Here is a 13,097-nt window from a genome sequence, read left to right as displayed (position 1 = left end):
TCTCCCGCGACGGGCGGCCGAAAGCCTCTCTCTCGACCTCCAAACCCGTCACGGGCCGGGACGGCACCCCTCTGACTCTCCGGTCACTCGGCTGCGCGGGTCTCGAGCGGGGAAGGGGCGCGCGACGCGGCAAGCCGGTGCAGCGTTTCCGGGCGGATATGCGTGTACCGGCGCAGCATTTTCCAATCCTTGTGGCCAGTGACCAGCGAGACCTGTTCAATGGCGAAGCCGGCCTCGAACAGGCGGCTTGTGCCCTCATGGCGTAGATCGTGGAAATGCAGGTCCTTCACGCTGACCTCGACGCAGGCGCGCCGGAAGGCCGTTCCGACCGATTTCGAGTTGTAGGGAAAGATCCGGCCCCTTGCGTGCCCGAGTTCCTTGGCCTGTTCGGTGACCAATGCCCAGGCATCGAACCCCGTGGCAGCGAAGAGTGGGATCCGCTGGTCGTTCCCGGTCTTGTTGCGCGGGTCCTTCCTATCGCGGATCATGAGCATCCGGCGGTCGACGTCGAGATCGGTCCATGCGACGCGGCAGATCTCATCGAGCCGCATCGCCGTGGCCACCGCGAACTTCACGATCCGTGTCATCGGCAGGGTCAGGCGTTCGTTGTCATCGAAGCAACGGAAGAGGCGGTTCAGCTCGTCCGTGGTGGGGCGGCGGTCCCGCTCGGTGCCTTTGCCGATGAGGCCGAGCCGCTTGAGCGCGACACGTGCCAGATCAACGGGTTCGGGAGAAATGTCGAGCCCGTGTACGGCTGCCGCATGGGTGATGATCATCTTGATCACGCCGATATCGATGCTGAGGGTCACCGGACCGGCGCCTTGATCAGCGCGCATCTTGCCGTAGTCGATCAGCTTTTGCCGGTCGAGGTGCCCGATCTTCTCCTTGCCCAGATCGCGCTTGAGCGTCTTGAGCGTGGCGGCCTTGCTGCGACGCGGCGGTTTGCCTACCTCGCACATATCGATTATGTGGAGATCGATGAGATCGCCGAAGGTGGTCAGGCGGGAAACGGACGACTTGTTCGGCGCCAACCCCTGATCCACCCGGGTCTCCGCTTGGCGGGCCCAGCGATGGGCATCGTCGCGACGGAGAAACGTCTCGCTCGCGTAGCGGCCCTTTCGTCTGATCTGAACCCGGTAGGCACCGGAGGGGAGTTTGGTGATGGAGGCCATTTTCGTGTGCGCTGTGTGTGCAATGAGTCGTCGTAGAGGGGCAAATTCGGGGATATTGGGGCGTATTCCAGCGTAGCAGCATCCGCCGCCAACAGTTTGAAGATACACAAAAAATGCAAATAAATCAACACGCTAGATTGTCTACTGCGCCTATGATGGATTGGACCGACCGCCATTGCCGCATGCTGCACCGCCAATTGACGCGTCAAACGTTGCTTTACACGGAAATGGTGACATCTGCGGCTTTGGTGCGGGGGGGGGCTTTGCACTTACTGGAGTTTTCGCCGGATGAGCATCCGGTCGCGCTTCAGCTGGGGGGCTCTGACCCAAAGGAACTTGCTCAGGCTGCCGTGCTTGGGCAAACCGCTGGCTATGATGAGATCAATCTTAACGTGGGCTGCCCGTCTGATCGGGTCCAATCGGGCTGTTTTGGCGCGGTACTCATGGAAAGCCCGGCGCTGGTTGCAGATTGCGTTGCAGCCATGCGCGACGCGGTCGAGGTGCCGGTCACCGTAAAATGCCGCATCGGTGTTGATGACCAAAACCCCGAAGAGGTCTTGCCAGAGTTTCTCGCGCGCATCGTTGCCGCGGGGTGCGAACGGGTCGCGATCCATGCGCGCAAAGCCTGGCTGCAAGGACTAAGCCCAAAGGAAAACCGGGATATTCCCCCGTTGGATTACCCTTTGGTATTGCGGATGAAAGAGTATTTTCCAAATCTTCATATTTCGGTCAATGGAGGGATCACATCGCTGGACGAGGCGCGCGCTTTTCTTGAGGCCGGGCTTGATGGCGTGATGATCGGACGCGCGGCATACCATACGCCGACGGACATTTTGGCCGCCGTCGATCCTGTCATCTTTGGCACAGGCGAAGTTGTGGCCGCCGAAGATGCCGTTCATGCGATGCTGCCCTATATCGAAGGGCACGTCACCGGCGGCGGTCGGTTGGGGCAGATCACACGCCACATGCTGGGCCTGTTTGCGGGGCGTCCGGGTGCGCGGGTGTGGCGACGCATGTTATCAGAAGGTGCGCATCTACCAAATGCGGGGTCCTCGCTGGTGTTGGAGGCATTGACGCAGGTGGCGCAGCAGCAGGAAATGGCGCGACAATGTGAGTAACAAATCGTGCGGGGTGATGCTTTTTGTGCCGTCGTTGCGTCTGCATTCGCCTTTACTGCGCTGTTGCGGTCTTGAGAATCTCAGCGTCTGCAATACTGTCAGGCAGCGCGCAAAGTGCGTTTGGTGGGTCAGGTCATGAATACTGAGTTCTTTGAAAAAGGCTGGGCGGTGTTTGCCCCCGAAACCGCTACGCTTGAGTGGGCTCAAGACGCCCAGACGGACGCCATGCATGCGCTGAAAAACCCGGACTACAGTCAGTGGTATCAATGTGAAAACACGTGGTTTGTCGGGCTTGACGTGCTGAACAACGACGCGCGTGGCTGTATTTCGGGATCGGCGCAGCTTTCAGGTGCTGCGGTGGATTTCATCACACAGACCTGCGGTGGCTGGCCAGCATTGCACCGGGGCCAGCTTTCAGGGGTTTTTCCCGGCTATCCCCGTCCGCGCGCGGGCGAAACGGAGGCAGGGTTCAGGTATCGCGCACGTCGTGATGCAGCACACGTGGATGGTGTTCTGGGTGTTGGGACGCCCAAACGTCGGTTTGTGCAGGAGCCACATGCTTTTATCCTTGGGCTGCCGCTGACCCGCGCCGACCGGGGTGCAGCCCCGCTTGTGGTGTGGGAGGGCAGCCACGAGATCATGAAGGACGCATTTCGCGTCGCATTTGCACAGACGCAGACGACAGATATGCCCCGCACAGACGTCACTGAGGTCTATAAGGCGGCCCGGCGCGAGGTATTTGAGACCTGTCCGCGCGTTGTTGTGCATGCAGCACCGGGGGCGGCCATTGTCGTACACCGTCTGGCGCTGCACGGAGTTGCCCCTTGGTCGGATGGGGCCACGGCTGATCCCGAAGGCAGGTTGATTGCGTATTTCCGACCGCCAATCGCGGGTGGCGTGCGGGCGTGGATCGACATGCCTTAGGGTCAGAACGAAGATATGGAAACGAATGCAGCGACGGCGCGCAAAGTCCTCTTGGCAAGAGGGCGATCTGCAACTATACGCGCATCCTTATCTCCCGAAGGAACAAGAACATGGTTGGCAGCGCAAATCTCAATATCATGATGAAAGCCGCGCGGCGGGCGGGTCGATCATTGGTCAAGGACTTCCGCGAGGTGGAAAACCTTCAGGTGTCCATGAAAGGTGCGGGCGATTTCGTCAGCCGCGCTGATCTCAATTCCGAGAAAGTCCTCAAAGAAGACCTGATGGGCGCGCGTCCGACATATGGTTGGCTCGCTGAGGAGAGTGGCGAGGAAGAGGGGCAGGACCCGACCCGCCGCTGGATTGTTGATCCGCTCGATGGCTCTACGAATTTTCTGCACGGGCTCCCGCATTGGGCTGTTTCAATCGCGCTTGAGCACAAAGGTCAGGTGGTCGCTGGCGTTGTCTATGATCCGGCCAAGGATGAATTGTTCTTTGCTGAAAAAGGGGCAGGGGCGTGGATGAACGACAGCCGGTTGCGCGTGTCAGGGCGCAGCCAGATGATCGAAAGCATTTTCGCAACCGGGCTTCCTTTTGGAGGCAGCACGGATCTGCCTGACACGCTGCGCGATCTGGGCCGTGTTTTGCCCGGATGCGCCGGAGTGCGGCGGTGGGGGGCGGCGTCCCTTGATCTGTCTTATGTCGCAGCGGGCAGATATGATGGCTTTTGGGAGCGTCGCCTCAAGGCGTGGGATATTGCAGCTGGTTTGATCATCGTGCGTGAGGCAGGCGGGTTTTTGGAACCCTTCGATCCACGCGGTGATATTCTGGGATCGGGCTCGCTGATTTGCACGAATGAAAAGCTGTTTTCACCCTTTGCCAAATTGGTACGCGGCTAACGGTTCCCGTTTCGCCAGGCTTGCGCGCTCTGCCTAGCGCCGCGTTACTTTGGGAATGCGGCTCGGGGCGATGCGATAGGTGGCCTCCGGATGGGGCGGGTGGCCATCTGTGCGTTGCCAGAACGCCGGGCCGCCCTGCCGCAGCCAGAACGGAAGCAACAGGATCAAACCTGCGATAAACCCACCCGCATGCGCCCAATAGGCCACGCCCGCTTCGTCTGAGCTTGAGCCGATGCCGCCAATAACCTGCATGCCCAGCCAAAGCATCAGCATAATCCACGACGGAATGGGTAGAATGCGGAAGATCACAATCAGGATGATCAGAATATCCACCTTTGCCTTGGGAAAAAGCAGCAAATAGCCCCCCATCACACCGGCAATGGCCCCGGATGCACCCACCGTCGGGATCATCGCCATCGGGTCAACGGCGTATTGCGCGAGGGAGGCGATGACCCCGCAGCACAGATAGAACAAAATGAACTTGCCATGCCCCAACTCGTCTTCAATATTGTCGCCGAAAATCCATAAAAACAGCATGTTTCCTGCCAGGTGGAAAAAGCCGCCATGCAAAAACATGGATGAAATCAGCGTGTAATACCCATCCCCTTGCGACAGCCGGGCAGGGATCATGGCCCATTGCAGCCAGAATGCATTCATCGCGCGCACGTCTTCCATAATCCCGAAATAACTCAGGAAAATGCCAATGTTGGCGGCCATCAGCATATAGGTCACATAGGGGATGCGCCCGGAGGGATTGTGATCTCGGATTGGAAACATGGCGATAAGCTGTGCGATTGTACCGCACAGGTCAAGGCGTTGTTTTTGCCCAGTGTTAACGCATTATGTTACGCCGCCGCCCCCAGAAGAGCAGCATTCCCGCCCGAAGCCGTCGTATCCACGCAGACGTGCCGTTCTGCCAGCACCCGCGCAACATCCGGTGCGCCGGGTATCAGGGGGATGATGGGACCTGTGCGCGCGGCGAGCGCGACCTCAATGGCACGCCCGGTCGCCGCATCCCCCCACCACAGGACGCCACCATATTCAGGCCCATGGCTCAAAGCGGCGGGGGCAATCTGACCTTGCGCCTCGATTGCAATGCCTCCGAATGCGCGGACGAGACGCGCCTGCTCTCGGCTTGCCTCCGTACCGGGGCCCATGCACAACAGGGCCTGGCGCGGCAGCGTGCTGAGGCGATTGGATTCCCCTGTTGGGCCCGGCAAGCTCAGCGAGCTTCGGGGCGCGTCCAAGGGCGGGGGCGCAAGCGGCGCCAGCGTTTCCTGTGGCTTTGGCCATTGTGCTGTGACCTGTTGGCGATCAGGTTGTGAAAAGCGCGTCATGTAATGCGGCCCGCCCGCTTTGGGTCCGGTCCCTGACAGCCCTTCGCCGCCAAAGGGCTGGCTGCCGACAATAGCACCAATCTGATTGCGGTTGATATAGACGTTACCCGCTGCGATGCGTTCGCAGACATGTTGAACGCGATCATCAATACGCGTGTGCAGGCCAAAGGTCAGACCGTAACCTGTCGCGTTTATGTCATCGATCACCGCATCAAGCTGATGCGCCTTGAAGGTGGCCAAATGCAGCACCGGGCCAAAGATTTCCCGCTCCAACGCAGCAATGCCGGGCACGGAAATCAGGGTCGGGGCGATAAAGGTGCCGGTTGTAGGCGCGGTGGTTTCGGCAATAACGCGCCCCTCGGCGCGCGCCTGCGCGATGTGTTGTGCGATGCCGTCGCGGGCCGCTTGGTCGATCACCGGACCGACGTCGGTTGACAGGTGCCACGGGTCCGCCACGCTCAGGCATTGCATGGCGCCCACCAGCATTTTGGTGAATTCGGGCGCGATATCCTCCTGAACGTACAGGCATCGCAGGGCAGAACACCGCTGCCCCGCAGATTGAAAGGCGCTTTCGACAATTGCCTGAACGGCTTGTTCGGGCAGGGCGGTACTGTCTACGATCATCGCGTTCAATCCCCCCGTTTCCGCGATCAGCGGAGTGCCGGGGCGGCAATTTTCAGCCATGGCGCTGCGGATGCGCAGGGCGGTTGCGGTCGAGCCGGTAAAGGCCACGCCGCCAACCCGAGCATCGCAGGTCACAAGCGCCCCGATGTCCCCGGCGCCCGGCAACAGCTGCACCGCGCCGCGCGGCACGCCTGCTTCGTACATGAGGCTGATCGCGCGGTGAGCGATCAAAGGGGTCTGCTGGGCTGGCTTGGCCAGAACGGCGTTCCCTGCGGCCAACGCTGCGCTGATCTGCCCCAGAAAGATCGCCAGCGGAAAGTTCCACGGGGAAATGCAGGTAAAGATGCCCGCGGGCGGCGTATCTGTGGCGCGGTTTGCGTAATAGCGCAGAAAATCCACCGCCTCCCGCAGTTCTGCGACGCAGTCGGGCAGGCTTTTACCCGCTTCACGCGTGAGGAGGGTAAAGAGTTGCGCATAATCAGCTTCCAACAGATCAGCCGCATGCAACAGGATGCGGCATCGTTCCGTATCAGGGGCTGCCCATGGCGTTGCGTTGCTGAAAGCGTTTTCGACATCGCCGGGCGTGGCCCAAACGACTGCGCCAACCCTATCTGACGGATCGGCCGGGTTGGTTATAACGGCGCGCGGCGCGTCATCGGCTGCAGTACTGGCGCTCAGCAGCGGTGTGGCCTGCCACTGATGTTTGGCAAAGGCATCACGGGCGTCGAACAACGCCTCCAGCGTTTGGCTATGCGTCAGATCGAACCCGCGCGCATTGACGCGTTCCAGCGCAAAGAGTTCCGGGCCGGTCGGGATCTGTGTCGCAGGGTCTGTCAGCACCTTTTCAAAAGGGTCAGCGGCGACCACCTCAGCCGGGACATCCTCATCCACGATCTGATTCACAAAGCTTGAATTGGCCCCGTTTTCCAACAGCCTGCGCACCAGATAGGCCAAGAGGTCGCGATGCGCACCGACAGGGGCATAAATCCGGCATCGTGTCTTGTTTTGCTGCAAAACCAACGTGTGCAGCGTTTCGCCCATCCCATGCAGACGCTGGAACTCATAGGCCTGCGGATCATCTGCCATATGCAGGATAGCCGCGACTGTATGCGCGTTGTGGGTCGCGAATTGCGGATAGATGCGATCTGTCATGCCGAGCAGTTTGCGGGCGTTGCAAATGTAGGACACATCGGTCTGTGCTTTTTGCGTGAAAACCGGAAAGCCCTCGACGCCCTCGACCTGTGCGCGTTTGATCTCGGTGTCCCAATAGGCCCCTTTGACGAGGCGGACCATGATTTTGCGATCGTGCCGTTCGGCCATTTCATACAGGGTTTCAATCACGCTGCCTGCGCGCGGTCCAAAGGCCTGTACCACAATGCCAAACCCATCCCACCCCCTGAGCGCGGGGTCCGCCATGACACAGTCAATGACATCGAGCGACAGGCCAAGTCTATCTGCTTCCTCGGCGTCTATATTGAGGCCCATGCCTGCGGATTTCGCCAACAGCGCAAGCGCACGCAGTCGCGGAACAAGGTCCGACATCACGGCCTCTTGCTGCGCGACTTCATAGCGTGGGTGCAGTGCTGACAGTTTGACGGATATGCCGGGGTTTTTGCGAATGTCATCTTCGGTGCAGGCCGTGGCAATCGCTGAAATCGCCCGGCTGTAGCTCAGATGATAGCGTTTTGCATCGGCTTCGGTGCGGGCGGCTTCCCCCAGCATGTCATAGGAATAGGTAAACCCCTTTTTCTCCATGCCTGCAGCACGTTCCATGGCGGCGTTAATGTTCTCTCCCAGAACAAACTGGCGCCCCATTTCTTTCATGGCGCGGCTGACGGCGGTGCGGATCACAGGTTCGCCCAGACGTTTGAGTGCCGCGCGCAACTGGCGCACGGGCCCTGGATGGCTGTCATCCAGAACCCGCCCTGTAAGCATCAATGCCCATGTGGATGCATTGACCAGACTGGAGGCAGAGTGCCCCAGATGACGCCCCCAATCGGAGGGCGCAATCTTGTCTTCAATCAGCGCATCAATTGTTTCGGGATCAGGCACGCGCAATAATGCTTCAGCCAGACACATCAGAGCGACCCCCTCGTCGGTGGACAAGCCATATTCCGCCAGAAAAACCTCCATCAGACCGGGGCTGGTCGTATTTCTGATGTCATGCACGAGTTTGGCAGCGCAGCCGCTGATATGTTCACGGTCGGATTTGGACAGGGCCGCGTCCTTTATCATCTGCTGGATGATACTGTCAGGGTCGGCATAAGTCCGTTCGTCAACGCTGTGGCGCAAGGCAGAAATCATGAGGCGAACCTATTCATGTAGGGGGTGCGTATTTTCACTAGATTACCATCCTTTGATAAGTCATATTGCCTTTTCAGATGGTCAGTATGAGAAAAAAGATGGAATTTTTGCCAAGTGACGGGACAAACGAGCAGATGGATATCGACCGCTTTGACCGTGCGATCCTGTCTGTATTAGCCGAAGACGGCCGGATCAGCATCACGGACCTGTCCAAGCGGATCGGGTTGTCCAAATCGCCCACGCAAGCGCGTCTGCGGCGGCTTGAGCAAAGCGGTGTTGTGATTGGCTATCGGGCGCTGCTGGACCCGATCCGTTTGGGGCTGGATCATGTCGCCTTTGTTGAGGTGCGGTTGAGCGATACACGCGAGGCCGCGTTGAACGCATTCAATCTGGCGATTGCACGCGTGCCTCAGATCGAGCAAGCCCATATGATTGCTGGGAATTTTGACTATTTGCTCAAGGTGCGCACGCGCGACATGTCAGATTACCGCCGTTTTCTGGGGGAGACGATCTCGGAACTGCCGCATGTCGAAAACACCTCTACCTATGTGGCAATGCAGGCGGTGAAAGAGACAATGTTGGCGGAAAAGGGTTGACCCCGGGCAGCGTCAGGCCATTCTGAAGGGCATGAGACTGAAAATTATCGCCTTTTGCTTGTTCACCGTACCCGCTTACGCACAATGTCCGCCGTCAGCGGATATCACCGCGCGTCTTGACCAGCTGGTGTCCGAGGCCCGTGCCGCGCAGACCGAAATGGCAGGGCGTGAAGTCTCCGATAAGATGTGGCAGCTGTGGCTTGTCGCACCTGATGAGCCAGCGCAGGAATTGTTGGACACCGGCATGCGTGCCCGCACCAGCTACGACTACCTCGCAGCGACGGATGCCTTCTCAAAACTGATCGACTACTGCCCTGATTACGCGGAAGGCTACAATCAAAGGGCCTTCATTCAGTTTTTGCGGCAGGATTATGAAGCAGCCTTGGTGGATCTGGATGCGGCATTGGCGCGGTCTTCGAAACATGTGGGTGCGCAATCCGGGCGGGCGCTGACGCTTATGAACCTTGGTCGAATTGACGAAGCGCGCGTGCAACTACGCGAAGCGCTGGAAAACAATCCCTGGCTGTCTGAGCGTGCCTTGCTCAACAAGGGGGCACCGCTTGCACCGCGTGGTCAAGATATCTGACACCCTGCCATGGTGCGGCATCTGCAGACAGAGGTTTTACCATAAGCCTCCGGAAATTTTTCCTTGGATGCGCCTGAAAGCGCGTTGTTTTTGATGTCATGGGGCGCTACGAAGATGTCGCGCGCCTGATCAGGCCGCGCGGCGCCATGCGGGCGTGATGGAATGGTAGACATATCAGACTTAAAATCTGAAGGGCGTATGCCCGTGTGGGTTCGAGTCCCACCGCCCGCACCAGAGCCTTGGAATTGCTTCAGAAAACACATGAACTGTGACGTGTACTATCCGTTGTCTCTATGGTGAGCGGCCGCTTTGCATATGCAAGAACGTGGAGTGACGTTTAAGTTGACGATGGTGCGCCCGAAAACACGTTGTTTTATCACAGATTCATTGTTGTTCACTGCGGTAGGCTACACCCTGTCGCCGTGCCGCGTGGGCTTTCAAAAGCGACACGAGATACCTAAAAATCATTGCCCTGTTCCTGCGTGATTTAGCGGATTGTTTCAGCGTCTGAGCGATTTTGAATTCTGACGTTCGCGCAGCTCAGTTTCCCGTCCCTGTTAAGTGCTCTGTAACACCTGTGATGTAATTGTTTCTCGAAAGGGACAGAGGGTGAACACCTCTGCTGTTCGGTACACTGCTTTTACTGGGGTTGCATAATGCCATTTATTAAACGTCTGAATACCCACGGAAATCCACTTAACACTCTGTTTGTCAAATGTACGTTCATGGTCATTTTATGCGTTTTGGGGGTGGTTGCCACCATCTCCGTGAATGAAGCGCGAAGCAAGACAAAGCTGACCGAAAAAGCGTTGGGCGAACGGGCTTCCGAAGTCACGGGTTTGATGTCCACACAATTGGGCGGTGCAATTAAATTCGGCAATTCCGACGTGATCAGCGAAATTGTAACAGGTGTTATCGAAGCTGCCAGCCCCGATGCGACAGGCGCTCGTGTCATTACGGCCAACGGGGATGTGCTCTACGACAGTTTGCCAGACACGGATGATGAAGCAATGATAGAAGCCCTGATGTCTCAGGTCATTGCCGAGGGTGAGCGCGTGGCCTCGCCGGATGGTTTTACCAAAGCGGTTCCGGTATTTTTCGGTGACGATAACGCTCTGGCGGGTGTAGTTGTCACCCATTGGGACGAGACACATCAGTTGGCTCTTCTGCGCTTGACACAGAATAAGAATCTGATGCTGGGAGCTGTGGCAATGCTTGTCGGTTTGATCTTGTCCGGCTTGTTTTTGCGCACGCAAATGTCAAACCCACTCTCTCGGATTGAGGGCGCGATGACCAATATCGCCGATGGAAATTATGACGATGAGGTGCCTTTTACCAGACGCGGAGATGAGATTGGCAAGATTTCACGTCGCTTGGACAGCTTTCGCATGTCGCTTTCAGAGGCGAAGGCGGCAGAACTAGAAAGCGCCTTCAAAAGTGCTGCTTTCGGTGGATCGAGTGCGCCGATGATGATGGCGGACGACAAGCTATCGGTGATCTTTATCAATCCGAGCTGCGAAGCGTTGCTTGACGTATTGGATGCGGACCTTTCAAAGGTCTGGACTGGTTTCAGTGCTGGTGCGGCACTTGGATCGAATTTGACAGATTTTGCACCTCTCAAGCCAATTACTGATCAGGTTATGGCATCCGGACGATCGGCATTTCCCTTGTCGGAAATTGTAAAAATTGGCGATCATTTGGTGGAATTGTCCCTCAATGCTGCCCTTGATGAGCAAGGCAATATGATTGGTGCCGTTATCCAATGGAGCGACCGCACGACAGCCGTCCGGAATGCAGCAGTTCTTGATGCGATCGACGGAAACCAGCTTCGCGTGGAATTCAACGCCAAGGGCCAGGTTGTGGGTGCAAATGCAAACGTCGAGACCCTTGTTGGGGCAAATGCTGAGGCGCTGATGCACAAAGCGTTTGGTGAGTTCTTTGTGTCTGATGCCGAGGCTTCTCTGACTGGCGCACAAATGCTTGAGGTCGTTTTGCGAGGAGAGTCGCTCTTTGGGCAATTCAAGCTATCGGCGTCTGGGGGCGAACCGGACAAGCAGGTGGATGGCAGCTTTGCAGCAGTTTTGAACCCCGAAGGCTCTGTTGAGCGGGTTATTTTTCTGGGAACGGATGTTTCGGAAAACGCTGCTTTGATCCGTGAAGCTGAAGAGGAACGTCTGCGGATTTCAGAACAGCAAGCGGACGTCGTGGACGCTTTGGGTGTCGCGCTGAAGGGTTTGGCTGACGGTGATCTGTCAAAGGAAATCACTTCTACCTTCCCAACAGATTACGAGAGCCTTCGCCGAGATTTCAACTTGGCTGTGGAATCGCTGCGCAGTGCCGTAGCAGCCGTCACACAAAACGCTGACTCGATTAGAAATGAAGCTCAGGAAATTACAAGCGCGGCGGATGATTTGTCCCGCCGAACAGAAAAGCAGGCAGCGACCCTTGAAGAAACGGCAGCCGCGCTTGACGAACTTACCAGCTCTGTGCGCTCCGCTGCGCAAGGCGCTGATGAAGCATCGAGGATGTCCGCCGAAGCCCAAACAAACGCAGAAACTGGAGGCGAAATATCGCGACAAACTGTTATCGCCATGAATGGTATCAAAAACTCGTCAGAAGAGATTTCGAAGATCACTTCGGTTATTGATGATATTGCCTTCCAGACAAATCTCTTGGCCCTCAATGCCGGCGTGGAGGCCGCGCGCGCGGGGGAAGCGGGACGGGGCTTTGCCGTCGTTGCGACTGAGGTTCGTGCGCTTGCTCAAAGGTCTTCTGACGCCGCTCGTGAGATCAACACTTTAATCACGGACTCAGGTGAGCAAGTAAAGCTGGGTGTCGATCTCGTTGATAAAACTGGCGATGCTTTGGGCGCAATTGTCAGCTCCGTAGCAGAGATTTCGCAGCGGGTATCCGGAATTGCTTCATCGTCAAAAGAACAGTCTGTTGGATTGAATGAAATCAATTCCGCGGTCAATGACTTGGACCACGTGACCCAACAGAATGCAGCAATGTTCGAAGAGACAACGGCTGCCAGCCACGCTCTGACCAGTGAAGCAGACGCACTTGTCTCTGCAGTCACCAAATTTGAACTTGGCAACAACAGCCAACCAGTACGAGGAAACGCGGAGCCAAAACCAGCGAAGGTAGAGCGCGCTGCACAATCAAGACCCATGTCGGACGGTAATGCGGCCTTGGCTGTTGATCAGAATCCGATGCAGGAACTTGATAAAGGTTGGGAAGAGTTTTGATGGAGTCGATGAGAATCTGTCATTGAACTAGTAGACAATGAGCCGAACCCCATGATCCTTATTTTAAGAACGGCGATCATGGGGTCATCTTGATGTATCATGTCCACCTGCCAGTGCCGCATTGTCGTGAGTATTGTTGCGGTTAATCTTGAACAGTTGAAGTGCAAAGCTTGCATCATTCAAACTAATGCTGCCGGATGTGCGCAGGATGACGCACTTGCAGCCTCAGTTAAACGAACGGTAAGCCATCTTCGCGTGGCTTAGTTGCGCAGGATTCTGTTCACCGTTGTCA

9 protein-coding genes and 1 tRNA gene are annotated in these 13,097 nt (G+C 57.3%); 7 read left to right on the top strand and 3 right to left on the bottom strand.

What is annotated here, in order from left to right:
* Positions 1-83 precede the first annotated feature (83 nt).
* Positions 84-1,172, bottom strand: coding sequence for a site-specific integrase (locus RLO149_RS09975; protein ID WP_013961960.1), 1,089 nt, complete (start codon positions 1,170-1,172; stop codon positions 84-86).
* Between the two features lie 113 nt (positions 1,173-1,285).
* Here RLO149_RS09975 and dusA point away from each other — a divergent pair, with 113 nt between their 5' ends.
* The 3 genes from dusA (at position 1,286) to RLO149_RS09960 (ending at position 4,110) form a co-directional block, all read left to right on the top strand.
* Positions 1,286-2,290 carry a tRNA dihydrouridine(20/20a) synthase DusA gene (gene dusA / locus RLO149_RS09970; RefSeq protein WP_013961959.1) on the top strand — a complete coding sequence of 335 codons (1,005 nt, stop codon included), beginning with the start codon at positions 1,286-1,288 and terminating at the stop codon, positions 2,288-2,290.
* Between the two features lie 135 nt (positions 2,291-2,425).
* Positions 2,426-3,214 (top strand): hypothetical protein, encoded by a 789-nt coding sequence (locus RLO149_RS09965; RefSeq protein ID WP_013961958.1) that lies wholly within the window; start codon positions 2,426-2,428, stop codon positions 3,212-3,214.
* Positions 3,215-3,324: 110 nt separating this feature from the next.
* On the top strand, positions 3,325-4,110 hold the full coding sequence (locus tag RLO149_RS09960) for an inositol monophosphatase family protein (RefSeq protein ID WP_013961957.1): 786 nt from the start codon (positions 3,325-3,327) through the stop codon (positions 4,108-4,110).
* 33 nt (positions 4,111-4,143) lie between these two features.
* Here RLO149_RS09960 and RLO149_RS09955 read toward each other — a convergent pair whose 3' ends face one another.
* Together RLO149_RS09955 and putA are read right to left on the bottom strand one after the other, a co-directional pair.
* Positions 4,144-4,887 carry a rhomboid family intramembrane serine protease gene (locus RLO149_RS09955; RefSeq protein ID WP_013961956.1) on the bottom strand — a complete coding sequence of 248 codons (744 nt, stop codon included), beginning with the start codon at positions 4,885-4,887 and terminating at the stop codon, positions 4,144-4,146.
* Between the two features lie 68 nt (positions 4,888-4,955).
* Positions 4,956-8,375 (bottom strand): bifunctional proline dehydrogenase/L-glutamate gamma-semialdehyde dehydrogenase PutA, encoded by a 3,420-nt coding sequence (gene putA, locus RLO149_RS09950; RefSeq protein WP_013961955.1) that lies wholly within the window; start codon positions 8,373-8,375, stop codon positions 4,956-4,958.
* Between the two features lie 98 nt (positions 8,376-8,473).
* Between putA and RLO149_RS09945 the strand changes: the two genes are divergently transcribed.
* From RLO149_RS09945 to RLO149_RS09930, 4 genes are all read left to right on the top strand, one after another.
* Positions 8,474-8,971, top strand: a complete 498-nt coding sequence (locus RLO149_RS09945) for an Lrp/AsnC family transcriptional regulator (RefSeq protein WP_044025292.1) — start codon at positions 8,474-8,476, stop codon at positions 8,969-8,971.
* A 31-nt stretch (positions 8,972-9,002) separates the two neighbouring features.
* A complete protein-coding gene (locus RLO149_RS09940) occupies positions 9,003-9,557 on the top strand; it encodes a tetratricopeptide repeat protein (protein WP_013961954.1) in 555 nt (184 codons plus the stop codon).
* 148 nt (positions 9,558-9,705) lie between these two features.
* Positions 9,706-9,791: transfer RNA gene (locus tag RLO149_RS09935), tRNA-Leu, on the top strand.
* A 422-nt stretch (positions 9,792-10,213) separates the two neighbouring features.
* Positions 10,214-12,805, top strand: a complete 2,592-nt coding sequence (locus RLO149_RS09930) for a methyl-accepting chemotaxis protein (RefSeq protein ID WP_013961953.1) — start codon at positions 10,214-10,216, stop codon at positions 12,803-12,805.
* The last annotated feature ends 292 nt before the right edge of the window (positions 12,806-13,097 follow it).

The sequence above is a fragment of the Roseobacter litoralis Och 149 genome, from assembly GCF_000154785.2.
Taxonomy (GTDB): Bacteria; Pseudomonadota; Alphaproteobacteria; order Rhodobacterales; family Rhodobacteraceae; genus Roseobacter; species Roseobacter litoralis.
The sequence above is the reverse complement of the archived record's forward strand: the minus strand, read 5'-3'. Positions and strand labels throughout refer to the sequence as shown.